This is a genomic window from Pseudonocardia sp. NPDC046786, from assembly GCF_040645415.1.
In the GTDB taxonomy this organism is placed as follows: Bacteria; Actinomycetota; Actinomycetes; order Mycobacteriales; family Pseudonocardiaceae; genus Pseudonocardia; species Pseudonocardia kongjuensis.
In genome coordinates, this window is the sequence record NZ_JBEYYF010000003.1 from 142,149 (window position 1) to 163,690 (window position 21,542).

The 21,542-nt window shown below is 74.8% G+C and carries 26 protein-coding genes; 9 read left to right on the forward strand and 17 right to left on the reverse strand.

The features are described 5' to 3' along the window. Nucleotides 1-8: 8 nt before the first annotated feature. From ABZ881_RS04545 to pyk, 3 genes are read right to left on the reverse strand one after another with little or no spacing between them, the layout of a single operon-like run. On the reverse strand, nucleotides 9-722 hold the full coding sequence (locus tag ABZ881_RS04545) for a dienelactone hydrolase family protein (RefSeq protein ID WP_358481780.1): 714 nt from the start codon (nucleotides 720-722) through the stop codon (nucleotides 9-11). Further along, nucleotides 719-1,633 carry an acyl-CoA thioesterase II gene (locus ABZ881_RS04550; protein WP_358481782.1) on the reverse strand — a complete coding sequence of 305 codons (915 nt, stop codon included), beginning with the start codon at nucleotides 1,631-1,633 and terminating at the stop codon, nucleotides 719-721. The genes ABZ881_RS04545 and ABZ881_RS04550 overlap by 4 nt, the downstream gene beginning before the upstream one ends. 22 nt (nucleotides 1,634-1,655) lie before the next feature. Further along, nucleotides 1,656-3,080 carry a pyruvate kinase gene (gene pyk / locus ABZ881_RS04555; RefSeq protein WP_358481783.1) on the reverse strand — a complete coding sequence of 475 codons (1,425 nt, stop codon included), beginning with the start codon at nucleotides 3,078-3,080 and terminating at the stop codon, nucleotides 1,656-1,658. Between the two features lie 167 nt (nucleotides 3,081-3,247). Here pyk and ABZ881_RS04560 point away from each other — a divergent pair, with 167 nt between their 5' ends. After that, nucleotides 3,248-3,583: a VanZ family protein gene (locus ABZ881_RS04560; protein ID WP_358481784.1), complete on the forward strand. Its 336-nt coding sequence runs from the start codon at nucleotides 3,248-3,250 to the stop codon at nucleotides 3,581-3,583. 4 nt (nucleotides 3,584-3,587) lie between these two features. Here the strand turns inward: ABZ881_RS04560 and ABZ881_RS04565 are convergent, their stop codons facing one another. From ABZ881_RS04565 to ABZ881_RS04600, 8 genes are all read right to left on the reverse strand, one after another. After that, on the reverse strand, nucleotides 3,588-4,172 hold the full coding sequence (locus tag ABZ881_RS04565; RefSeq protein ID WP_358481785.1) for a M28 family peptidase: 585 nt from the start codon (nucleotides 4,170-4,172) through the stop codon (nucleotides 3,588-3,590). After that, entirely contained in the window at nucleotides 4,100-4,738 is a 639-nt protein-coding gene (locus tag ABZ881_RS04570) for a DUF2461 domain-containing protein (protein ID WP_344018968.1), read from the reverse strand. Before ABZ881_RS04570 ends, ABZ881_RS04565 begins: the two co-directional genes overlap by 73 nt. After that, nucleotides 4,735-5,631, reverse strand: a complete 897-nt coding sequence (gene lgt / locus ABZ881_RS04575) for a prolipoprotein diacylglyceryl transferase (protein WP_358481787.1) — start codon at nucleotides 5,629-5,631, stop codon at nucleotides 4,735-4,737. The genes ABZ881_RS04570 and lgt overlap by 4 nt, the downstream gene beginning before the upstream one ends. Before the next feature lies 1 nt (nucleotide 5,632). After that, a complete protein-coding gene (gene trpC / locus ABZ881_RS04580; protein WP_344019347.1) occupies nucleotides 5,633-6,445 on the reverse strand; it encodes an indole-3-glycerol phosphate synthase TrpC in 813 nt (270 codons plus the stop codon). 76 nt (nucleotides 6,446-6,521) lie between these two features. Beyond that, on the reverse strand, nucleotides 6,522-7,142 hold the full coding sequence (locus ABZ881_RS04585; RefSeq protein WP_358481789.1) for a Trp biosynthesis-associated membrane protein: 621 nt from the start codon (nucleotides 7,140-7,142) through the stop codon (nucleotides 6,522-6,524). Beyond that, complete coding sequence (locus ABZ881_RS04590) at nucleotides 7,139-8,713, reverse strand: anthranilate synthase component I (RefSeq protein WP_358481791.1); 1,575 nt, start codon at nucleotides 8,711-8,713, stop codon at nucleotides 7,139-7,141. The genes ABZ881_RS04585 and ABZ881_RS04590 overlap by 4 nt, the downstream gene beginning before the upstream one ends. 55 nt (nucleotides 8,714-8,768) lie before the next feature. Next, nucleotides 8,769-9,425: a response regulator transcription factor gene (locus ABZ881_RS04595; RefSeq protein ID WP_358481792.1), complete on the reverse strand. Its 657-nt coding sequence runs from the start codon at nucleotides 9,423-9,425 to the stop codon at nucleotides 8,769-8,771. Continuing rightward, on the reverse strand, nucleotides 9,422-10,660 hold the full coding sequence (locus ABZ881_RS04600; RefSeq protein WP_358481794.1) for a histidine kinase: 1,239 nt from the start codon (nucleotides 10,658-10,660) through the stop codon (nucleotides 9,422-9,424). The genes ABZ881_RS04595 and ABZ881_RS04600 overlap by 4 nt, the downstream gene beginning before the upstream one ends. 107 nt (nucleotides 10,661-10,767) lie before the next feature. Between ABZ881_RS04600 and ABZ881_RS04605 the strand changes: the two genes are divergently transcribed. The 5 genes from ABZ881_RS04605 to ABZ881_RS04625 all read left to right on the forward strand — a co-directional run bounded on the left by ABZ881_RS04605 (nucleotide 10,768) and on the right by ABZ881_RS04625 (nucleotide 15,177). Then, nucleotides 10,768-11,673 (forward strand): hypothetical protein, encoded by a 906-nt coding sequence (locus tag ABZ881_RS04605; protein ID WP_358481796.1) that lies wholly within the window; start codon nucleotides 10,768-10,770, stop codon nucleotides 11,671-11,673. 51 nt (nucleotides 11,674-11,724) lie between these two features. Further along, a complete protein-coding gene (locus ABZ881_RS04610) occupies nucleotides 11,725-12,408 on the forward strand; it encodes a GntR family transcriptional regulator (RefSeq protein WP_358481797.1) in 684 nt (227 codons plus the stop codon). A gap of 74 nt (nucleotides 12,409-12,482) precedes the next feature. Beyond that, the gene (locus ABZ881_RS04615) at nucleotides 12,483-12,779 is read left to right on the forward strand and encodes a hypothetical protein (protein WP_344018953.1); all 297 of its coding nucleotides are present in this window, start codon (nucleotides 12,483-12,485) and stop codon (nucleotides 12,777-12,779) included. Next, nucleotides 12,776-14,254, forward strand: a complete 1,479-nt coding sequence (locus ABZ881_RS04620; protein ID WP_358481799.1) for a sodium:solute symporter family protein — start codon at nucleotides 12,776-12,778, stop codon at nucleotides 14,252-14,254. The genes ABZ881_RS04615 and ABZ881_RS04620 overlap by 4 nt, the downstream gene beginning before the upstream one ends. Nucleotides 14,255-14,295: 41 nt before the next feature. Continuing rightward, entirely contained in the window at nucleotides 14,296-15,177 is an 882-nt protein-coding gene (locus ABZ881_RS04625; protein ID WP_358481801.1) for an oxygenase MpaB family protein, read from the forward strand. Nucleotides 15,178-15,234: 57 nt separating this feature from the next. Here ABZ881_RS04625 and hisI read toward each other — a convergent pair whose 3' ends face one another. The 4 genes from hisI to ABZ881_RS04645 are packed head-to-tail and all read right to left on the reverse strand — an operon-like array spanning nucleotide 15,235 to nucleotide 17,855. Then, a complete protein-coding gene (gene hisI, locus ABZ881_RS04630) occupies nucleotides 15,235-15,606 on the reverse strand; it encodes a phosphoribosyl-AMP cyclohydrolase (protein WP_344018947.1) in 372 nt (123 codons plus the stop codon). After that, nucleotides 15,603-16,376, reverse strand: a complete 774-nt coding sequence (hisF, locus tag ABZ881_RS04635; protein WP_358481803.1) for an imidazole glycerol phosphate synthase subunit HisF — start codon at nucleotides 16,374-16,376, stop codon at nucleotides 15,603-15,605. Before hisF ends, hisI begins: the two co-directional genes overlap by 4 nt. Next, nucleotides 16,376-17,122, reverse strand: a complete 747-nt coding sequence (gene priA, locus ABZ881_RS04640) for a bifunctional 1-(5-phosphoribosyl)-5-((5-phosphoribosylamino)methylideneamino)imidazole-4-carboxamide isomerase/phosphoribosylanthranilate isomerase PriA (RefSeq protein WP_358481805.1) — start codon at nucleotides 17,120-17,122, stop codon at nucleotides 16,376-16,378. Before priA ends, hisF begins: the two co-directional genes overlap by 1 nt. Nucleotides 17,123-17,168: 46 nt before the next feature. Beyond that, entirely contained in the window at nucleotides 17,169-17,855 is a 687-nt protein-coding gene (locus ABZ881_RS04645) for a GntR family transcriptional regulator (RefSeq protein WP_358481807.1), read from the reverse strand. Nucleotides 17,856-17,912: 57 nt separating this feature from the next. On the opposite strand from ABZ881_RS04645, the gene ABZ881_RS04650 reads away from it, so the two are divergent. Next, entirely contained in the window at nucleotides 17,913-18,428 is a 516-nt protein-coding gene (locus ABZ881_RS04650) for an OsmC family protein (protein WP_358481809.1), read from the forward strand. Between the two features lie 97 nt (nucleotides 18,429-18,525). Here the strand turns inward: ABZ881_RS04650 and hisH are convergent, their stop codons facing one another. After that, complete coding sequence (hisH, locus tag ABZ881_RS04655; RefSeq protein WP_358481811.1) at nucleotides 18,526-19,158, reverse strand: imidazole glycerol phosphate synthase subunit HisH; 633 nt, start codon at nucleotides 19,156-19,158, stop codon at nucleotides 18,526-18,528. A 537-nt stretch (nucleotides 19,159-19,695) separates the two neighbouring features. Here hisH and ABZ881_RS04660 point away from each other — a divergent pair. Together ABZ881_RS04660 and ABZ881_RS04665 are read left to right on the forward strand one after the other, a co-directional pair. Next, nucleotides 19,696-20,571: a rhodanese-like domain-containing protein gene (locus ABZ881_RS04660; RefSeq protein ID WP_358481813.1), complete on the forward strand. Its 876-nt coding sequence runs from the start codon at nucleotides 19,696-19,698 to the stop codon at nucleotides 20,569-20,571. A gap of 64 nt (nucleotides 20,572-20,635) precedes the next feature. Next, nucleotides 20,636-20,998, forward strand: coding sequence for a hypothetical protein (locus ABZ881_RS04665; protein WP_344018930.1), 363 nt, complete (start codon nucleotides 20,636-20,638; stop codon nucleotides 20,996-20,998). 29 nt (nucleotides 20,999-21,027) lie between these two features. Here the strand turns inward: ABZ881_RS04665 and ABZ881_RS04670 are convergent, their stop codons facing one another. Beyond that, complete coding sequence (locus ABZ881_RS04670; RefSeq protein ID WP_358481814.1) at nucleotides 21,028-21,471, reverse strand: flavoprotein; 444 nt, start codon at nucleotides 21,469-21,471, stop codon at nucleotides 21,028-21,030. Nucleotides 21,472-21,542: the final 71 nt, after the last annotated feature.

Consider the following 21,542-nt stretch of genomic DNA (forward strand, 5'->3'; position numbering starts at 1 on the left):
GGACGGCGTCACAGGTGCTCCGCCAGGAACGCCAGAACCCGCGCGGTCGCGTCGGTCGCGGACGGCTCGTGGTACTCCAGGTGCATCGGCGTCCGGGCGGCCAGCGCGCCGGTGACGCCCGGCGTGCGGGTCATGAAGGAGTGGCCCGCGTCGGGGTAGACCTTCACGTCGTGCGGGATGCCGCGCTCGGCGAGATCGGCCTCCAGCCGCTGCGGGTAGCCGTCGCGGAACTCCAGGTCGCGGCCGCCGAAGCTGGCAACGACCGGGCAGAGCGGCTCCACCCGGGCGGCGGTGCGCCCGTAGAACGGGACCGCCACCCGGTACAGGCCGGTGCCCGACAGCAGCAGCGCGAAGCCACCTCCCATGCAGAACCCGATCACGCCGATCCGGTCGGCGTCGACGGTGGGCTGCTCGGCGAGCCAGCGCCGGGCCGACTCGCAGTCGCCCAGCGCGGCACCCCGGCCGGTCGCCATCGTGGTCATCGTGGACGCGACGCACAGCGGCTTCACCCGGCCGCGGGCGAACAGGTCCGGGATGAGCACGGTGTAGCCCTCGCGGGCGAGGTCGCGGGCGATCCGGCGCATCTCCGGGGTCATCCCGAGCGCCTCGTAGATCATCACCAGCGCCGGCCCGGGGGTGCCGCCGCCGTCCGGCCGGGCCAGGAACCCGGGCAGCCGCCCGCCGTTCACACTGGGGACCGACACGTCCGCCTCGATCGTCACGACTGCTCCCTCGACCCGGGGACCCGGACCAGGCCCTCCTGCATGGTGGTCGCCACCATCCGGCCGTCCTCGGTGAAGAACCGGCCCCTGGCCAGGCCGCGGCCGCCGGACGCGGCCGGCGAGTAGCACTCGTAGAGCAGCCACTCGTCGGCCCGGAACGGCTCGTGGAACCACATCGCGTGGTCCAGGCTGGCCATCTGCACCTCGCCGGTGGGTGCCGGGTGCCGGGCGAGTACGGAACCGAGCAGCGTCAGGTCGCTGGCGTAGGTGAGCAGGCATACGTGCAGCAGCCGCTCGTCGGGCAGCTCGCCGTCGGCCCGCAGCCAGAGCCGGGTCGGCTCGTCGGTCGGCCCGGTGGTGCGCGAGCGCGGCGGCTCGTCGATCAGCCGGATGTCCAGCGGCCGGGGCAGGCCCGACATCCAGCTGCCGTCCCCGCGCAGCGCGCGGGTGCCCAGGTCGTCCAGCTCGCCGGGCCGCGGCAGACCGGCCGGCATCGGCTCGGAGTGCACCAGCCCGTGCTGATCGAGCTGGAACGACGCGGAGAGCGCGAAGATCGCCTCCCCGCGCTGGACGGCCAGCACCCGGCGGGTGGTGAACGACCGGCCGTCGCGCACCCGCTCGGTCTCGTAGACGATCGGGATGCTCGGGTCCCCCGGCCGGATGAAGTAGGCGTGCAGCGAGTGCACGCCGCGGTCGTCGGGGACGGTGCGGCCGGCGGCGACCAGCGCCTGCCCGGCCACCTGCCCGCCGAACACCCTGGGCAGCGACACCGGTGGGCTGACCCCGCGGAAGAGGTTCTCCTCCAGGCGTTCCAGGTCCAGCAGCGCGACCAGGTCGTCGAGCACGGCCTGGCCGCGCGGCACGCCGTCGACGGCGGTCGGTCCGGTCGCGGGTTCGGGATCGGGACTCACGGGGACGGAGTATGCCGGTTCGTCAGGCGTGGTCGTCCTCGCCGAGCCGGTGCACCCGGATCAGGTTGGTCGAGCCGACCGTGGCAGGCGGCGAGCCGGCCACGATCACCACCAGGTCGCCGGCCTTGAACCGGCCGATCGAGAGGATGGCGTGGTCGACCTGGCGGACCATCGCGTCGGTGGAGTCGACCTTGTCGACCAGGAACGTCTCCACCCCCCAGGTCATCGCGAGCTGGCTGCGCACCGCCGGCTCCGGGGTGAAGGCCAGCAGCGGCAGCCGGGTGTGCAGCCGGGCGAGCCGGCGCACGGTGTCCCCGGACTGGGAGAACGCGACCAGCGCACGTGCGGAGAGCCGCTCGCCGATGTCGCGGGCCGCGTAGGACAGCACACCCCGCTTCGTGCGCGGCACGTGGTTCAGCGGCGGAACGGTCGCCGGGCCGGCCTCGACGGCCTCGACGATCTCGGCCATCGTGCGGACGGTCTTGATCGGGTACCGGCCGACGCTGGTCTCGCCGGACAGCATGACGGCGTCGGTGCCGTCGAGCACCGCGTTCGCGACGTCCGAGGTCTCGGCCCGGGTCGGGCGCGAGTTGGAGATCATCGAGTCCAGCATCTGGGTGGCGACGATGACCGGCTTGGCGTTCTCCCGGGCGATCTGGATGGCCCGCTTCTGCACCAGCGGCACGTTCTGCAGGGGCAGCTCGACGCCGAGGTCGCCGCGGGCGACCATGATCCCGTCGAAGGCCAGGACGATGGCCTCCAGGTTGTCGACGGCCTCGGGCTTCTCCAGCTTGGCGATCACCGGGATCCGGCCGCGGCCGGTGTTGTCCATGATCTTGTGGACGAGGTCGATGTCCGCGGGGCTGCGCACGAAGGAGAGCGCGACGACGTCGACCCGCAGCGACAGCGCGAACTCGAGATCGGAGACGTCCTTCTCGGAGAGCGCGGGCACCGTGATGTTCATGCCCGGCAGGTTGAGGCCCTTGTTGTCCGAGACCGGGCCGCCCTCGGTGACCCGGCAGACGACGTCGTTGCCGTCGATGGCGACGACCCGCAGGCCGACCTTGCCGTCGTCGACCAGCAGCCGGTCGTCGACCTTCGCGTCCTGCGCGAGGCCCTTGTAGGTGGTGGAGACGCGGTCGTGGGTACCGGCGACGTCGTCGACGGTGATCCGGACCTCCTCGCCGGTGCGCCACTCGGTGGGGCCGTCGGTGAACCTGCCGAGCCGGATCTTCGGCCCCTGCAGGTCGGCGAGGATGCCCACGGCGCGCCCGGTCGCGTCGGCCGCGGAACGGATCATGTCGTAGACGCGCTTGTGGTCCTCGCGGTCGCCGTGGCTGAAGTTGAGCCGGGCCACGTCCATCCCGGCGTCGACGAGGTCCCGGATCCGGTCCGGCGTCGCGGTGGCCGGACCGATGGTGCAAACGATCTTGGTTCGACGTGTCACGGCGCCCACCCTAGCGCCGTTCTGGAACGATCCGGTTCCCGCGACGCGGCCTGTCGGTGTCCGGTCCGGGCCGATCCGTCGATGGACACCCGCCGGGGTCCGCCCACGGGCGTCCGGCGGCCCGACCGGGCGGCCGGGCCGGCCGGGCCGCCCGGCAGACTGGGCCGGTGCGTGTCCAGCCGTTCGTCCTCGCGCTGCTGCTGAGCCTGGTGGTGCTGTTCACCCCCGCGGCCGGGGTACCGGACGCCCCGCCCGGCACCGACAAGGTCATCCACCTGGTGTTGTTCGCGATGCTCGCGGTCACCGGGCGGATGGCCGGGATCCGCCCGTGGCCGCTGCTGGCGGGTCTCACGGTGTACGCGGCGGCCTCCGAGGTGCTGCAGGCGCTGCTGCCGCTGGGCCGCAGCGGGGACCTGCTCGACGGGCTGACCGACGTCGCGGGCGCGCTGCTCGGGCTGGGGCTCTACGCGGCGCTGGACCGGTTCCGGGCCCGCGCCGGGTGAGCCCTCATCCCGACGGCCGCTCGGTGGCGTCGGCGAACCGGGCGACCGTCGCGGCGATCGCCCTGGTGTAGCGGTCGAACCGGTCGGGGTCGACGTTGCCGAGGGTGTCGCAGGCGGCGTGGTAGCAGCGGTCGTACACCTCGCCCGCCGTGCCGCCCCACTGCCGCGCCTGGTCGTCGGTCTTGCTGTCGCCGTCACCGGTGACGGCACCGGCCACCGGGATCCCGGCCGCCGCGAACGGGGCGTCGTCGTCGCCGTAGAGCGGGATCCGCTCGACCGTGACACCGGTCGCGGCGAGTTCCTCGGCGAGCACCCCGGCGACCGCGGCGGACCCGCTCGGGCCGGTCTCCTCCTCGTCGTCGCCGGTGCCGCCCTGGACGAAATATCCGCCGTTCGGCGAGCCGAGCATGTCAGCGTTGAGATAGAGCAGGTGCGCGCTGCGCTCGTCGGGGGACAGCGCGTTCGCGGCGTGGCCCGTGACGGTTCGGGGCGGGGCCGGGGTTCCGGCGGGACCGCTCAGCGGCGGGGCTGCTCGGTGGGCCCCACGTGGTCGTCCAGCCACTCGGTGACCGGACGCGCGGCGCGCCACACCTTCTGGACCCGGTCGCGGGCCCGCGGTCCGTGCAGCACGTCGTCCGGCGGCCAGCGGCGGGACACGAACAATCCCTTGTGCCGCAACAGGTCCAGTCTCGGGTGCGCGGGATCGGTGCCGCGCGGGCGGGTCGCGAGGGTTTCCCCGTCGACGGTCAGGCCGTCGCGCTCGGCGGCGGCCAGCCGGGCGCGGAGGTCCTCGCCGCGGCGCTCGTCGTCGACCGCGGTGCGGAAGCGGGCCAGCTGGTCGGGGGCCATCCGGTAGTAGCCGCCCGCGGCGAGCAGGCCCTCCGACGAGACCTCCACGTAGAACGGCGCGGTGTAGCCGCCGCAGTGCGTCTTGTAGGGCGTCTTGTCGGCCGAGAACCGGACGTCGCGGTACGGGCGGAACACCTTCCCGGCGCCGAACTCGGGCTCCAGGTCGGCGAGCAGCGCGTCCATCGGACCGCGGACGTCGGCGTCGTAGATCGCCCGCTGGTCGGTCCAGTACGCCTTCGAGTTGTCGGCCAGCAGGCCGTCGTAGAACTCGACCGCGCCGTCGCCGAAGCCCACGAAGGAGCTCACGCGTCCTCCCGGGTCGCGGGACTCTCCTCCGGATCCGGTTGGGAGAACTCCTCGCGGCCCTTGGGCGCGAGCACCAGGTAGGCGATCGCCCCGGCGAACAGCACCGCCGCCACCACCACGTTGATCCGCAGGTCACCGAAGACCCGGGTGGCCGGGTCCGTGCGCATCAGCTCGATGAAGAACCGGCCGAAGGTGTAGCCGGCGACGTAGACGGCGAAGGCGCGGCCGTGGCCGAGCCGCAAGCGCCGGTCCGCGTACACCACGAGCCCCGCGACGGCGAGGTTCCACAGCAGCTCGTAGAAGAACGTGGGGTGCACGACCGCGATCGGCGTCGGGTCCAGCGCGACGCCGCCGAGCGGGTCCTCCAGGCCGGTCCCCGGATCGACCCGGCGGTAGATCTCCAGGCCCCAGGGCAGCGTGGTCGCCGCACCGTAGAGCTCCTGGTTGAACCAGTTCCCGAGCCGCCCGACGGCCTGCGCCACCACGATGCCGGGGGCGACCGCGTCGGCGAACACCGGCAGCGGCACGCCGTGCCGCCGGCAGCCGATCCAGGCGCCGACACCGCCGAGCGCGATCGCGCCCCAGATGCCGAGCCCGCCGTTCCAGATCGCCAGCGCACCCCAGGGGTCGCCGCCGGGGCCGAAGTAGACGTGCCAGTCGGTGGCGACGTGGTAGAGCCGCCCGCCGACCAGGCCGAACGGCACCGCCCACACGGCGACGTCGAGCACCGTGCCGGGCAGCCCGCCGCGGGCGACCAGTCGCCGCTCGCCCCACCACAGCGCGATCGCGATGCCGGCGATGATGCACAGCGCGTACGCCCGGATCGGGATCGGGCCGAGGTGCCAGACCCCGCGGTCCGGGCTGGGGATGGACGCGAGGACGGTCGTGACCATCTCAGGCCCCGGTGCGGCTGCAGGACGGGTGGAAGCCCGCCGCGACGAGCCCGCGGACCGCGGCCGCCGGGTCACCGCTGGTGACCAGGCCCTCGCCGACGAGCACCGCGTCGGCGCCCCAGCCGGCGTAGGTGAGCAGGTCACCCGGGCCGCGGACGCCGGACTCGGCCACCTTGATCACGTTCGACGGCAGGCCGGGCGCGATCCGGCCGAACACCGAGCGGTCCACCTCGAGCGTGTGCAGGTTGCGCGAGTTCACCCCGATCAGCTTCGCCCCGGCCTCCAGCGCGCGGTCGCACTCCTCCTCCGTGTGCACCTCGACCAACGGGGTCATGCCGAGCGACTCGACCCGGTCGAGCAGCGAGTCGAGCACCGGCTGCTCCAGCGCGGCGACGATCAGCAGCACCACGTCCGCGCCGTGCGCCCTGGCCTCGTGCACCTGGTACGGCGTCACGATGAAGTCCTTGCGCAGCACCGGGACGTCCACCCGGGCGCGCACCGCGTCGAGATCGGCGAGCGAGCCGCCGAACCGGCGCTGCTCGGTCAGCACGCTGATCATCCGGGCGCCGTTCGTCGCGTAGGCGTCGGCCAGCTCCGCGGGATCCGCGATGTCGGCGAGCGCACCCTTGGACGGGCTGGCCCGCTTGACCTCCGCGATCACCCCGACGCCCGGCTCGCGCATCGCGGCCATCGCATCCCGGGGAGGCACCGCCGCAGCGGCCCGCCGCTTGATCTCCGCCAGGTCGACGGCACGTTCACGTTCGGCGAGGTCCGCGCGGACTCCGTCCACGATGGACTCCAGCACGCTCGGCACACGCCCGCCGTCCTCGTTCTGGCCCACCGCGTCGATTCCTCCTCCACCGGCGCTCCGCCCGGTCGTCGGCGCCATGCTAGTTGTCGCTCTCGCGCGGCCCGACGGTCGGGTCGCCGCCCGCGTCGAGCCGCTCCCAGGCCGCCCGGTCCGGGTCGGTCTCGGGCGGCTTCGCCCCGGGCGCGGCGTACCGGGCACCGAGCCGCGGCAGCCGGTGCTCCCGGATCACCAGCAGCACCGCGACGACGACGGCGACCGCGCCCCCGGCCACCGCCAGCCACGGCCACGGGGTCGCCTGCACCGCGCCGATCCCCTCCGGCGCGCCGCCGGTGTTCAGCCCGGCTCGGGCCGAGGCGAGCTCGGCCGGGGACGGCGGCACCGCGACCAGCCGCAGGGTCAGCACGACGGCGGCGCCCGCCCCGAGCGCGACGAGCATCCCGAGCAGCCGGCGCGCGATCCCGGACAGCGCCACCAGCGCGGCGACCGCGGCGACCAGCAGCGCCGCCACCGCGGTCACCGCGGGCTGCAGCTGCGCGCCGGTCGCCGAGGCCGCGACCGTCCCGCGGGTCGCGGTCGGCACGTCGACGGTGAACCACGGCGCGGTGCCCGACCCCCACAGGGCGGCGGCGCCGACGAGCAGCCCGAGCACCACGACACCCAGGCCGCGGCGGTCGTCGCGGGCGGCGGGCACGGCCGTCATGCGGTGACCTCGGGCGGTCGCAGCGACCCCGCGGCCGCGACGGCCGACAGCACCGCCCTGGCCTTGTTCAGGCACTCGGTGTCCTCGGCGGCCGGGTCCGAGTCGGCGACGATCCCGCCGCCTGCCTGCACGTACGCGGTGCCGTTGCGGATCAGCGCGGTCCGGATGGCGATCGCGGTGTCGGCGTTGCCGGCGAAGTCGAGGTAGCCGACAATGCCGCCGTACTGCCCGCGGCGGGTCGGTTCCAGCCGGTCGATCACCTGCATCGCGCGCACCTTCGGCGCCCCGGACAGCGTCCCGGCCGGGAAGCAGGCGAGGACGGCGTCGAAGGCCGCCCGGTCCCGGCGCAGCAGCCCGGTCACCGTCGACACCAGGTGCATGACGTGGCTGTAGCGCTCGATCTCGAAGAAATTCCGGACCGTCACCGTGCCCGGCTCGCAGACCCGGCCGAGATCGTTGCGGCCGAGATCGACCAGCATCAGGTGCTCGGCGCGCTCCTTCTCGTCGCCGCGCAGGTCCTTCTCGAGCTGCAGGTCCTCCTCCTCGGTGGCGCCGCGCCACCGGGTGCCCGCGATCGGGTGCGTCGTCGCGCGCCCGTCGAGCACGGTGACCAGCGCCTCCGGGCTGGAGCCGACGATCGAGAACGGCTCGCCGCCGGCGGCGTCCTCCAGCTGCAGCAGGTACATGTACGGGCTGGGGTTGGTCGTCCGCAGCACCCGGTACACCTCGAGCGGGTCGGCCGCGCAGGGCATCTCGAACCGCTGGGACAGCACGATCTGGAACGCCTCACCGGCCCGGATCTGCTCCTTGGCGTCCTCGATCGCGGCGTGGTGCTGCTCCGGGGTGCGGCGGCGGGTGAACTCCGGCTCGCCCGGCCGGTAGACCGCCACGGTGCTCGGCGCGGCGGCGCCCAGCTCGCCGGTCATCCGGTCCAGCCGGGCGACCGCGTCGTCGTAGGCCTGGTCGACCCGGGCGTCGGTGGCGTCCCAGTTGATCGCGTTCGCGATCAGGGTGATCGTGCCCTCGTGGTGGTCGAGCGCGGCCAGGTCGGTGGCCAGCAGCATCACCAGCTCGGGGAGGTGCAGGTCGTCGACGGCCGGATCGTCCGGGTCGGCGATCCGCTCGACCCGGCGGACGACGTCGTAGCCCAGGTAGCCGACCATCCCGCCGGTCAGCGGCGGCAGCCCGGGCAGCGGCTCGGAGTGCAGCTCGGTGACCACCGAGCGGAGCGCGTCCATCGGGTCGCCGGTGGTCGGCAGCCCGTCCGGGACCTCTCCGGTCCAGTACAGCTCGCCGTCGACGGCGGTCAGCGCGGCGGCGCTGCGGGCGCCGACGAACGACCAGCGCGACCAGGACCGCCCGTTCTCGGCGGACTCCAGCAGGAACGTGCCGGCGGCCCCCTGTGCCAGCTTGCGGTAGACCCCGACCGGGGTCTCGTCGTCGGCGAGCAGCCGGCGGCTCACCGGGATCACCCGGTGCTCCCGGGCGAGCTCCCGGAACTCCTCGCGGCTCGGGCTCACCGCACCCAACGCGGCCACGGGGACGGACGTGGTGGTGGGGCTCGCGGTCATGCGACCCATTGTCCCCGAGCCCGCCGGGCGCGGACGGCGGGGTGAAGCCGGGCCGCTATCCGGCCGGGAACCGCGGGTCGACGAAGCCGGACTCGTAGGCGGCGACGACGGCCTGGGTGCGGTCCCGGGAACCGGTCTTCGCCAGCACGGCGGCGACGTGCGTCTTGACCGTCTCGACGCCGAGGTGCAGCTCGGCGGCGACCTCGGCGTTGGACAGGCCGCGCGCCACCAGCCGCAGCACGTCGCCCTCGCGGGCGGTGAGCCCGGCGCCGGCGAGCCGGTCGCCGTCGCCGGTCGCGAACCCGGCGACCAGCTCCCGGACCGCGGCCGGGAACAGCAGCGACTCCCCCGTCGCGACGGTGTGCACGGCACGCACGATGTCCCGCGGTGGCGTGCGCTTCAGCAGGAAGCCGGTCGCCCCGGCGCGCAGCGCGTCGTAGACGTGGCGGTCGTGACCGAAGGTGGTCAGCACCAGCACCCGCGGCGGGTCCGGCCGGCGCAGCAGCTCCCGGGTGGCGGTGATCCCGTCCACCGCGGGCATCCGCACGTCCATCAGGACGACGTCCGGCCGCAGCCGTCCGACCAGGCCGGGGACCTCGGCCCCGTCGACGGCCTCGCCGACGACCTCCAGACCGGGCTCGGCCCCGATCACGGCCCGCAGGCCGGTGCGGACCAGCTCCTCGTCGTCGACCAGCAGCACCCCGGTCGTCATGTCCCTCCCCCGCCCGTGGGCAGGTGCGCGTGCAGCACCCACCACCCGTCGTCGTCGGGGCCCGCGCCGAACGTGCCCCCGAGCAGCGCGACCCGCTCCGCCGCACCGGCCAGTCCGCTGCCGGTCCGGCCGCGCCGGCGCCGGACGCCCGCCGGATTGGCGATCCGCAGCTGCACCGCGTCCCCGGTGCGGCCCAGCCGCAGGGTCGACGGCCCGGGGCCGCTGTGCCGCAGCGCGTTGGTCAGCCCCTCCTGGACCAGCCGGTGCAGTTCCCGGGACACCGTCGCGGGCAACCCGGCCACACTGTCCACCTCGGCGGACAGCTCCAGCCCCGCGGTGCGGGCGCCGGTCAGCAGGGCGTCCAGCGCGGCGGGGCCGGGGGCCGGCGCGTCCCCGGCCGTCGGGTCCCCGGCTGCGGTGTCACCGTCCCGCAGCAGGCCCAGGACGTGGTCGAGATCGTCGAGCGCGGCCCGGCCGGTGTGCTCGATCGCCTCCAGCGCCCGCCGGACGAACGCCGGATCGCTCTCCAGCACGGTCGCCGCCGCGCCGGCCTGCAGGGTGGTCACGGTCAGCGCGTGCCCGACCGAGTCGTGCAGCTCGCGGGCCAGCCGGGCCTGGCCGGCCTGCCGGTCGGCGCACCGCCGGGAGCGCTCCAGCTCGGCGGCCAGCCGTTCGGCCGCGGTGGGCCCCAGCAGCCGCGGCGCGATCCGGGCCTGCACCCCACCCAGCAGCACCGGGACGGCGGCGGCGACCGGCAGCAGCGCCAGGCCGGCGAGCGGGGTCCACCACGCCGCCGCACCCGTCGGCAGCCCGGGCAGCGGCTCCCACGGCGCGAGCAGCAGCCCGGCCGCCTGCGGGATCACCAGCAGCACCGCCGCGGCGGCGACGGTCCCGCAGGCGACGCAGAACAGCAGCCAGCAGGCGGCGCGCAGCCGGCCCTCGGCGCCCGGTGCGGCGGCCGGCCCGGGCAGCGTGGCGGCGGGTGGCTCAGCCGGCTCGGAGACCGGATCGAGCAGCGTGCGGGCGGCGGCCGTCGCCAGCTCCCGGACCCCGGGCAGCACCAGCACCCCGGCACCGACCAGCACCGCGGGCACCGCCAGCAACGTCGCCGCGGCCGCCCCGGCGCCGGAGCGCACGACCTCCGACAACAGCCAGGCCAGGCCGGCGTAGGGCAGCAGGACCACGGCGCCCAGCAGCACGTGCAGTGCACGGCGCGCGGCCCTCCCAGCACTCACCCGACGATCGTGGCAGATCGGGGGCCCCGCGGGCTCCCTCCCGCGGGGGACCCGGTCCCCTCGCCGGTGGGATCCGCCCGACGGCCCGGCCGCGCAGGCTCGACGGCATGACGACCGACACGATCACCGCCCGCCGCGCCCTCGGGGTCGCCGCGACGGCGGGCACGCTGCCCTATCTGTCCCTGAAGATCGCCTGGCTGACCGGGAACCCGGTCGGGATCGACGACCCGGCCCTGCTGCGGGACAACGCCTGGATCGCCGCCAACACGGTCACCGTGCTGCTCGCACTGTGCGTGGCCGGTCTGGCCGCGGTGCTCGGCTCGCGGTGGGCGCTGCGGGCGCCTGCGGCGGTCGTCCTGCTGCCGGCCTGGGTCGGGACCGGGCTGCTGGTGCCGGCCGCGCTCGTCGCCCCGCTCGCCCTGCTCACCCCCGCCGCGCCGGGCGGCGGGGTGGCCGGCTGGGTCACGCCGATGGTCTACGGCGGGTTCGCCTGGCAGGGCCTCTTCCTGCTCGCCGCGTTCGCGCTGTTCGCCGGAGACCGCTGGTGGACGGCCGTGCTGCGGCCCGGCCCGGCGCCGGAGCCGGTGCGCCCGCTGCTGCGCGCGACCGCGGTCGGCGGCGCACTGACCGCGGCCGGGTCGGTGACGCTGCATCTCGTCCTCGCCGCCGGGGCCGGGCCGGTCGGGGCCGTGGTGGACATCGTGCAGGCCGCGCTGGTCGCCGCCGGGATCGCCGGGGTGCTCGCACTCGCCGCCGGCCGTCCGGGACCGGTGGCGGTGGTCGCCGCGTGGACCGGGAGCGCGGTGCCGTTCGCCGGCGGGCTGTGGGTGGTCGTGTCGGCGGTGGGCATCGCCGGGCCCGGGAGCGCTCCGCCGCTGCGCGTGCTCGCCGACCTGGCCGGCCTGCTGGGCGGGTTCGCGCTGGCCGTCGCCGCGCTGCTGGCCGTCAGCAACTCGGTCACTTCGTACACAATCCAGCCGACTGCACATCGCAATCCAGCCGTCAACGGTTGAAAACCGGCACTGTCCGCCTTATTTTGTGCACAATCACGAGGAGGTGGTCGCGTGACCTGGGACGACGACGTTCCGGGCGCCGGCGAGCAGGCGGCGGACCGGGTGCACGCCACGCTGCGCGCCGAGATCCTCGACGGCGTCCGGACCGCGGGATCCCGGTTGCGCGAGGAGGAGATCGCCGCCGCCCAGGGCACCAGCCGGACCCCGGTCCGGGAGGCGATCCGCAGGCTCGCCGCCGACGGGCTCGCCGAGATCGCCCCGCGGCGCGGCGCCGTCGTCGTCGCCTGGGACGCCGACGACCTCGACGAGCTGTTCGACCTGCGGGTCGTGCTCGAGGGGCACGCGGCCGCCCGGGCCGCCGTCTCCGGGCGGGCCGATCTCGACCGGCTGCACGCGCTGTGCGACCGGATGGAGGCGCTGCGCACCCCGCCGGACTATCCCGCGATCACCCGGCTGAACCTGGAGTTCCACCGCGAGGTGCACCGCGCGGGCGGGCGGCGGGTGCTGCCCGAGCTCGTCGCACGCGTCGTCGAGGCCCCGCTCGTGCAGAGCACCATCCGGCGCTACACCCCCGCCCGGCTCGACCGCAGCTTCGCCCAGCACCGCGACCTGGTCGCGGCGATCGAGGCCGGCGACGCCGACTGGGCCCGCGCCGTCATGACCGCGCACCTGCGGGCGGCCCGCGAGGTCGTCCGGGACGCGGTCACCGCCGATCCCGCACCGACCGGCCCCTGACCGACCCCGTCCGATCCCGACCGATCCCGACCGATCCCGACCCCCGACGACGACGCCGCCGAGGAGTACCGCCCGTGGACCACCGCCGATCCGCACCGACGCCCCCGCCCGGGGAACGCGAACCCATCCGGTCACCGTGGCTGTTCGCGGTACTGCTGGCGATCGTGCTCGCCGGCACCCCGGTCTGGTACCCGACCGGGCTGATCGAGCCGCTGGTGTTCGGGGTGCCGTTCTGGTTCGCGATCTCGGTCGCCAGCACGCTGGCGTTCGCCGGGTTCGTGTCCTGGATCTGCCTGCGCCGCTGGAACATCGCCGAAGCCGCAGAGACCGCCGAGGCGGCCGCCGCCGCGGACCGGGGTGACGACCGGTGAACGACCTGATCTTCGCCGGGCCGAGCGGCATCGCGATCCTCTGCGCCTATGCCGTCGTCATGCTGCTGATCGGCTGGTACGCCGGGCGCAGCGGCAACACCGGCACCGCCCGCGGCTACTTCACCGCCGGCGGCGGCCTCGGCATGGTGACCCTGTTCTTCACCCTCTACGCCACCCAGTACAGCGGCAACTCGGTCGTCGGCTACCCGCCGCAGGCCTACCGCGAGGGCTTCCTGTGGTGGCAGTCGGTGCCGTTCATGATCGCGGTCATCGCGGTCTACCTGCTCTTCGCGCCGCGGCTCTACGTGCTCGCCAAGCAGAAGGGCTTCGTCACCCCGACCGACTTCGTCCGGGACCGCTTCGGCAGCACCCGGCTCAGCCTGCTGACCATCGCGCTGATGCTGTGGGGGCTCGGCAACTACGTCCTCGAACAGCTCGTCGCGATGGGGCACGGCATCGCCGGGCTGACCGGCGAGACGATCCCCTACGAGATCGGGGTGATCGGGTTCATCGTCGTCATGCTGGCCTACTCGTGGACCGGCGGGATGCGGGCGATCGCGATGACCGACGTCATGCAGGGCACCGCGATGCTGGTCGGCATCGGCGCGCTGCTGGCCGGCGCGGTGTACCTGACCGGCGGCCTCGGCACCCTGACGACCTACCTGGCCGATACCTCGCCGGAGCTGGTCGGTGTGCCGGAGACCGCCGACGCGGTCAACTGGTTCGCGATGATCGTCATGATCGGTTTCGGGGCCGCGGTGTACCCGCACGCGATCCAGCGCGTCTACTCGGCCCGCAGCGAGCGCACCCTCAAGCGCTCGCTCGCGTTCATGGCGTGGATGCCGCTGGTCACCACCGGCGTGGTGTTCGTCGTCGGGATCGCGGGCATCCAGCTGTTCCCCGGCCTGGACACCGCGGCGTCCGAGCAGCTGGTCGGCCTCATCGCGAACGAGGTCGCCGCCACCAACGTGCTGTTCTACCTGCTGATGATCCTGCTGTTCGGCGGCATCGTCTGCGCGATCGTGTCCACCGCGGACTCCGCGGTGCTGGCGTTCTCCTCGGTGGTGTCGAGCGACCTCTACGGCCGCTACATCGCCCCCGGCGCGTCGGACCGGCGCAAGGTCGTCGTCGGCAAGCTGGTCGGCGTGGCGATGGTGTTCGGCCTGCTGGCGATCGCCTGGAACCCGCCGGGGACGCTGTTCAGCATCTTCGTGCTGAAGTTCGAGCTGATCGTGCAGCTGGCGCCGGTGTTCATCCTCGGCCTGTACTGGAAGCGGATGACCGCCGGGCCGACGTTCTGGGGGATGCTGGTGGGTGCCCTCGTCGCCGGTGGCGCGACGCTGATCGGGTGGGGCCCGTTCTACGGAGTGCCGGCCGGGCTGGTCGGGCTGGCCGCGAACGTCACGATCGTCGTGATCGGGTCGCTGCTGCTCACCCGCGACGGCGTCCGCGACGACGTGCCGGCCACCCGCTGATCCGCCTGGCCGGGCCGGTGCCCGGCCCGCACACTGGACGAATGGTCGATCTCACCCCCCGGCTGCCGGGCGCCGTCACCGACCGGCTCGCGATCCTGCGGTCGCGGGCCGGTTCGGCGGTCTTCTCCCGGGTCGCCGGGGACGAGGGATCCGGCCGCCGGGCCCGGGTCCTCGGCGCGGAGGGGCCGCGCTGGTTCGCCGGGGACGCGCCGATCCGCCGGGTGCACGGCGACGCGTCGATGTTCGTCGGCGGCCTGCGGGCGTTGCTGCTGCAGTCGCTGCACCCGCTCGCCATGGCCGGTGTCGCCGGGCACTCCGGCTTCCGCGGTGACCCGTGGGGACGGCTGCAGCGCACCTCCTACTTCCTGGCCGCCACCACGTTCGGGCCGGCCGACGAGGCGCAGCGGGTGATCGAGCGAATCCGGCGGGCGCACGCACCGGTGCAGGGGGTGACCCCCGACGGGCGGCGCTACTCCGCGTCCGATCCGCACCTGCTGCGCTGGGTGCACGTCGCCGAGATCGACAGCTTCCTCGCCGCGCACGACCGCTACGGGAAGGAACCGCTGGACGCCCGGGGCCGGGACGGCTATGTCGCCGACACCGCACGGGTGGCCCGTGAGCTGGGAATACCCGACCCGCCGGAGACCGCCGCCGAGCTGGCCGAGCAGCTGGCCGGCTACCGGCCCGAGCTGGCGGGCACCCCCGAGGCCCGGGACGCGGCCCGGTTCCTGCTGCTGCAGCCGCCGCTGCCGCTCTCCGCGCGGGTGCCCTACGCGGTGCTGGCCGCCGCATCGGTCGGGCTGCTCCCGCGCTGGGCCCGGCTGCCGTTGCGGCTGCCCTGGCTGCCGGTCACCGAGGCCACCGTGGTCCGGGCCGGCGGGACGTTGATCACCGCCGGGATCCGCTGGGTGACCACCGGGTGATCACCGGGTGTGGAGCGCCGGGCCGCGCAGGCGGGTGCTGCGCTCCACGACCGGTGATCAGTCGGCGGCGAGCAGGACGTCGGTGTCGAAGCAGGTCCGGGTGCCGGTGTGGCAGGCCGGGCCCTCCTGGTCGACGACGACCAGCAGCGCGTCGCCGTCGCAGTCCAGCCGCACCTCGTGCACGTGCTGGACGTGCCCCGAGGTGTCGCCCTTGACCCAGTACTCCTGCCGGGACCGCGACCAGTAGGTCCCCCGGCCGGTGGTCAGCGTGCGGTGCAACGCCTCGTCGTCCATCCAGCCGACCATCAGGACCTCACCGGCCCGGGACTGCACCACCGCGCACACCAGCCCGTCGGCGTCCCGCTTGAGCCGGGCGGCGATCGCCGGATCCAGCGCCGACTCGGTGACCCGCACGCTCGCCGAGCTCACCGCACCTCCACCCCGTCGGTCCGCATCGCGTCCTTCACCTCGCCGATCCGCAGCGTCCCGAAGTGGAAGACGCTCGCCGCGAGCACCGCGTCCGCGCCCGCCCGCACCGCCGGGGCGAAGTGGTCGACCGTCCCGGCGCCGCCCGATGCGATCACCGGCACGTCCACCACCTTCCGGACGGCCTCGATCATCTCCAGGTCGAAACCGGCCCGGGTGCCGTCGGCGTCCATCGAGTTGAGCAGGATCTCGCCGACCCCCAGCTCCTGGCCGCGGGACGCCCACTCCACCGCGTCCACCCCGGCGGAACGGCGCCCGCCGTGCGTGGTCACCTCGTAGCCGGACGGCTGCGGGCGCTCCCCCTCGGGGACCCGCCGGGCGTCGACCGAGAGCACGATGCACTGCGAGCCGAACCGGCGCGACATCTCGTGCAGCAGCTCGGGGCGGGCGATCGCGGCGGTGTTCACCCCGACCTTGTCCGCGCCGGCGCGGAGCATCCGGTCGACGTCGTCGGGGGTGCGGATGCCGCCGCCGACGGTCAGCGGGATGAACACCTGCTCCGCGGTCCGGCGGACCACGTCGATCATCGTCGCGCGTTCCCCGGAGGACGCGGTGACGTCGAGGAAGGTCAGCTCGTCGGCGCCCTCGGCGTCGTACACCCGGGCCATCTCGACCGGATCGCCCGCGTCCCGCAGCTCCTTGAAGTTGACGCCCTTGACCACGCGCCCGGCGTCGACGTCCAGGCACGGGATGACGCGGACCGCGACGCCCATCAGCCCACCTTCCGCACGGCCTCGAGGGCCTCGGGCAGCGTGAACCGGCCGGCGTAGAGCGCCTTGCCGATGATCGAGCCCTCGATGTTCACCCCGCTCGCGGCGACCTCGGCGAGCCGGACCAGGTCGGCCACCTCGGAGATGCCTCCGGACGCGACGACCGGGGCGCTGGTGGCCTTCGCGACCTCGGTGAGCAGCTCGACGTTCGGTCCGGTCAGGGTGCCGTCCTTCGAGACGTCGGTGACGACGTAGCGGGCGGCCCCGTCACCGTCCAGCCGGGCGAGGGTTTCCCACAGGTCGCCGCCGTCGGCCGTCCAGCCGCGGGACGCGACCCGGCGCCTGCCGTCGATCATCCTGACGTCCAGCCCGATCGCGATCCGGTCGCCGTGCTCGGCGAGCACCTTCGCGCACCACTGCGGCTGCTCCAGGGCGGCGGTGCCCAGGTTGAGCCGGGCGGCGCCGGTGGACAGCGCGCGGTCCAGCGACTCGTCGTCGCGGATGCCGCCGGACAGCTCGACCTTCACGTCCAGCCTGCCGACCACCTCGGCCAGCAGCGGGGCGTTCGAGCCGCGACCGAACGCGGCGTCCAGGTCGACCAGGTGGATCCACTCGGCGCCGTCGCGCTGCCAGGTCAGAGCGGCCTCCAGGGGCTCGCCGTAGCCGGTCTCGGTACCGGCCTCGCCCTGTACCAGCCGGACGGCCGCGCCGTCGGCCACGTCCACCGCGGGAAGCAACGTGAAGCTCACCGGTCCAGCCTACGAGCGGGCCCCGAACCCCGGTCGGGCGGCATGCTCAGCCCGGGGTGAACCGCAGGATGCACGGGTAGCGGTCGGCGCGGACGTACGCGCGGTGCGTCACGGTGCTGCCGTCGTCCAGCGTGTGCGTGGTGTCGACCCGGTACACGGCGATCCCCTCCCCCAGCTCCAGCGCCTCCCGGACCGCGGCGGGCGGGACGTCGGGCAGCACCGACTCCGGACCGGGACGCAGCGCGACCGGTGGGGCGCCGAGCCCGAGCAGTCCCGGGGCCAGCTCGGCGGCCGGGGGTCCGGGGCCCTCGACCCGGCAGTGCGAGTCGGCCAGCGGGAGACCGTCGGCGCGCAGCAGGTGCCGGGCGGCGGTGGCGGCGCCCTGGCCGTGCGCGGTGTCCGGACCGGTCGGGCCGCCCTCACGCGGGTCCCCGCTGTGCGGGCCGGGGAGCAGCTCCAGCCGGACGCCCAGCGCCGCCAGGGTCCGGCCGAGCGCGGGGAGCGCCCCGGTGGCGGGCGCGCGGACCCGGCCGCCGAGCCGCGGCCTGCGCTCGACCACGCCGAGCCGGCGGACCGCCTCCCGGACGGTGTGCCTGCTGACCCGGTAGCGGTCCATCAGCTCGCGGTCGGTGGGGAACCGGTCGTCGAACTCGCGCGCCGCGAGCCGATCGCGGAGATCGGCGAGCACGGTGGCCCACAACGGATCCCGGCCGGGCGTTCCACTGGACGGCACGAGCGGGGATGCTACAGACTGGCCGCTGATTAGTCCGGACGAATGCAGGAGACACCGATGACCAAGAGCTGCTCGACGCTGGACCTGGCCACCCTCGAAGCCACCAGGGCGGCCGTCGCGGAGGATCCGTCCGTCGGCTCCGGGTCCTTCACCACCGTCACCAGCTGGGAGGACGGCGCCCGCGCGCGGACCACGGCCCGGTCGTTCGTGCTGCAGACCGACGAGCCGGCCCCGCTCGGCGGCACCGATGCGGCGATCGACCCGATGGAGCTCGTGCTCGCGGCGATCGGCACCTGCCTGACGATCGGCTGGGTGACCCAGGCGGTGCAGCGCGGCATCGAGTACCGCGACCTGCGGATCGAGGTCAGCGGCGACTTCGACCTGCGCGGCTACCTCGCGCTGGACGAGAAGGTGCGCCCCGGGTTCTCCGGGATCAGCTACACCGTGCACGTCGACACCGACGCCGACCAGGCCGTCCTGGACGAGATCCGGGCCGCCACCGAGGCGACCTCGCCGATGTTCGACAACGTCCTCAACGCCACCCCGGTCGCCGGCACGATCGAGCGCGCCTGACCCGGCCGGCGCACCCGTTCGCACGGGTCCGTCGCATCCGCACGGGATCGGATCCCGTGCGGATCACGTGAACCCGTGCGAACGGGCCCGGGTGCGATCAGGAGAGGGACTTCAGCCAGTTCTCCAGGACGGTGGCGCCGGCGTCGCCGGACTTCTCCGGGTGGAACTGGGTGGCCGCGAGCGCGCCGTTCTCGACGGCGGCGACGACGTCCTCGCCGTGCCGGGTCCAGGTGACCATGGGCGGGGTGATGGCGTGCGACTCCTCGAGCTCCCAGCGCCGGACGCCGAACGAGTGCACGAAGTAGAACCGGGTGCCGGCGTCGAGGCCGGCGAACAGGGTGCTGTCCCGCGGGGCGCGGACGGTGTTCCAGCCCATGTGCGGCAGCACGTCCGCCCGGATCCGCTCGACGGTGCCCGGCCACTCGCCGCAGCCCGCGGTGTCCTCGTCGAACTCGACGCCGCGCTCGAACATCACCTGCATGCCGACGCAGATGCCGAGCACCGGACGGCCACCGGCCAGCCGGCGCCCGATGAGCTGCGGGCCGCGCACCGCGTGCAGGCCGCGCATGCAGGCCGCGAACGCGCCGACACCGGGGACGACCAGCCCGTCCGCCTCGGCCGCGGTGTCGAAGTCGGGGGTGACGGTGACGTCCGCGCCGACGCGTTCCAGAGCCCGCTCGGCCGAGCGGAGGTTTCCCGATCCGTAGTCGAGGACGACGATCCGTGCCACGCCGACCAGCCTAGTCTCCCGGCCGGGCCGCGCCGGGGGCACCGTCGCACCGAGCGTGCTTGTCGGCGCCGTGGCGGCGGGCCTAGCCTCGATCCGTGGCCGCCGCTCCGCTCTCCCGCCCCGGACCGCGGCCGGGCGGGTACCTGCGCCCCTGCCGGTCACAGCGGCGCTGGCTCGACCTCATGCGGGTCCACGCCACCGCCTGTCCGGGCTGATCCGGCACCGGCCTGCCCGCACAGCTCCGCGGCCCACGGCGGACCTGCCGCCTCCCGCACCGCGACGTCGGGCCCATCCCGGGATCGACGACGCGCGGAGCCGCGGCACCGGCACGACCGTCGTGGCCGGGGCACCGGCGCGACCGTCGTGGCCGGGGCACTGGCACGAACGCCCGTGGGCGGGCCGCAGCGTGGCCGCGCGGCCGGGGCCACAGTGCCGCCGCGCGGCCGGGGCCACAGTGCCGCCGCGCGGCCGGGGGCCACACGCCGCCGCACACCCACCGAGCCAGACCTCATCGAGTCCGCACCGAAGGAGCACACCGTGTCCCCGATCCTGCCCCCGCTCGTCTCCGCCGACGAGCTCGCCGCGGCCGCCGACCGCCCCGACGTCCTGGTCGTCGACGCCACCACCCGTCTCGCCACCACCGTCGAAGGGGAGCCCTACCGGGTCGCCCCGGACATCGACGGCTTCCGCGACGCGCACCTGCCCGCAGCGGTGTTCGCCGACATCCCCGGCGCGTTCTCCGATCCGTCCGCGCGGTTCTCGCTCGCCGTCCCCACCGCCGAGCAGTTCGCCGCGGCGGCCGGCGCGCTGGGTATCGGCGACGGCACGCACGTCGTCGCCTACGACACCGCAGGCAACGCCTGGGCCACCCGGCTGTGGTGGCTGCTGCGCGCGTTCGGCCACGACGCGGTGTCCGTGCTCGACGGCGGGCTGCGGGCGTGGACCGCGGCCGGGCGCCCCACCGAGTCCGGCGAGCCGAAGCCGGTACCGGCGACCTTCACCCCGCGCTGGCGGCCGGAGCTGCTCGCCACCACCGACGAGGTGCGCAGCCTCAGCACCGGCGACGATGCCGGCGTCGTCGTCAATGCGCTCGACCCGGCCACCTACCGGGGCGAGCAGGAGATCAGCCCCTACAGTCGCCGCGGCCGCATCCCGGGCAGCACCAACCTGCCGCTGTTCGACCTGCTCGACCCGGCCACCGGGCGGTTCCTCGACGAGGCCGGACTGACCGCGAAGCTGCAGGAGGCGGGCATCCTCGACGCCCGGCGGGCGGTGACCTACTGCGGCGGCGGGATCGCGGCCACCCTGCCGGCGTTCGCCGCGTTCGTCGTCAGCGGGGCCGAGGTGGCGGTCTACGACGGGTCGCTGTCCGAGTGGACGGCGGACGCGGCGCTCCCGATCGAGACCGGCTGACCCGGCGGCCGGGGTCGGTACGGCTACGGAGTCCCGCACCGGGACGGCGCGCGACGATGCGGGCATGGCCGTCCGACGCCCGCGACCGCGCACCGTCCTGCTCGTCCTGCTGATCCCGGCCGCGCTGGTGTCCGGCGGGCTCCTGCTGCTGGCCCACCTGCTGACCCGGGTGCAGCACTGGGAGGGCGAGTTCCCGGCCCAGGTCAGGTACGTCGACGAGGCGGACGGAACCATGTCCGTGCGCCTGTCCCCGCCCGGACCGCCGGACGCCCTGCCGAGCGGCTTCGTCCGGTCCGACCGGATCGAGCTGCTCCCCGGGGTCCGGGCGGGAGACCCGCTCGTCTGTCACGTCCGGCAGACCTACATCGCGAACAAGCACCTCGCGACCGGTTCCGACACCGAGCTGCTCTCCTGCCGGCGCGCCTGACCGTGCGTCGTCCCGGACCGGCAGGCGGGTCAGTCCGGAGGGGGCAGCCTGGCGATCACGTCCTGCCAGAGATCGGCGCCGTCACCACCGGGCACCCATCTCGGACCGTGCATCGCGTCGTCCGGGAGCGACAGCACGTCGACCCCCCACTCCCGCAGGTTCCGGACGGCCGCACCGAAGGCGGGGTGCCCGCGGAGCGCCGGACTCCCGTACGGCACCGCCACCACCGGTAGCCGCCTGCCCACCGCCTCGACCAGCGCGCCGAGCGCCAGCGTGTCGCAGATCCCGGCGGCCCACTTGTTGACGGTGTTGACCGTCGCCGGGCAGACGACGATCGCGTCGCACTCGGGGACCGGCTTCGTCTCACCGCGGCCCGGTGCTCCGAGCGGACCGGATGGCCGGTCAGGCGCTCCAGCTCGGCGACCGGCGCCCACTTCGTCGCGCTCGGTGTGAGTGTCACGTACGGAGCCCATCCGGCCCGCCGCGCCAACGCGACCAGGTGCCCCACGTGCCGGGTCGGCGAGCAGCCGCACCCGATGATCTG

Excerpts from the sequence above, each read along its gene's own strand:
- ABZ881_RS04670 (WP_358481814.1), bottom strand. The coding sequence starts at position 21,471 with ATGGGCTCCGTACGTGACACTCACACCGAGCGCGACGAAGTGGGCGCC.
- ABZ881_RS04585 (WP_358481789.1), bottom strand. The coding sequence starts at position 7,142 with ATGACGGCCGTGCCCGCCGCCCGCGACGACCGCCGCGGCCTGGGTGTC.
- ABZ881_RS04650 (WP_358481809.1), top strand. The coding sequence starts at position 17,913 with ATGACCAAGAGCTGCTCGACGCTGGACCTGGCCACCCTCGAAGCCACC.
- ABZ881_RS04605 (WP_358481796.1), top strand. The coding sequence starts at position 10,768 with ATGACGACCGACACGATCACCGCCCGCCGCGCCCTCGGGGTCGCCGCG.
- lgt (WP_358481787.1), bottom strand. The coding sequence starts at position 5,631 with ATGGTCACGACCGTCCTCGCGTCCATCCCCAGCCCGGACCGCGGGGTC.
- ABZ881_RS04625 (WP_358481801.1), top strand. The coding sequence starts at position 14,296 with ATGGTCGATCTCACCCCCCGGCTGCCGGGCGCCGTCACCGACCGGCTC.
- ABZ881_RS04590 (WP_358481791.1), bottom strand. The coding sequence starts at position 8,713 with ATGACCGCGAGCCCCACCACCACGTCCGTCCCCGTGGCCGCGTTGGGT.
- ABZ881_RS04595 (WP_358481792.1), bottom strand. The coding sequence starts at position 9,425 with ATGACGACCGGGGTGCTGCTGGTCGACGACGAGGAGCTGGTCCGCACC.
- ABZ881_RS04665 (WP_344018930.1), top strand. The coding sequence starts at position 20,636 with ATGGCCGTCCGACGCCCGCGACCGCGCACCGTCCTGCTCGTCCTGCTG.
- hisF (WP_358481803.1), bottom strand. The coding sequence starts at position 16,376 with ATGGGCGTCGCGGTCCGCGTCATCCCGTGCCTGGACGTCGACGCCGGG.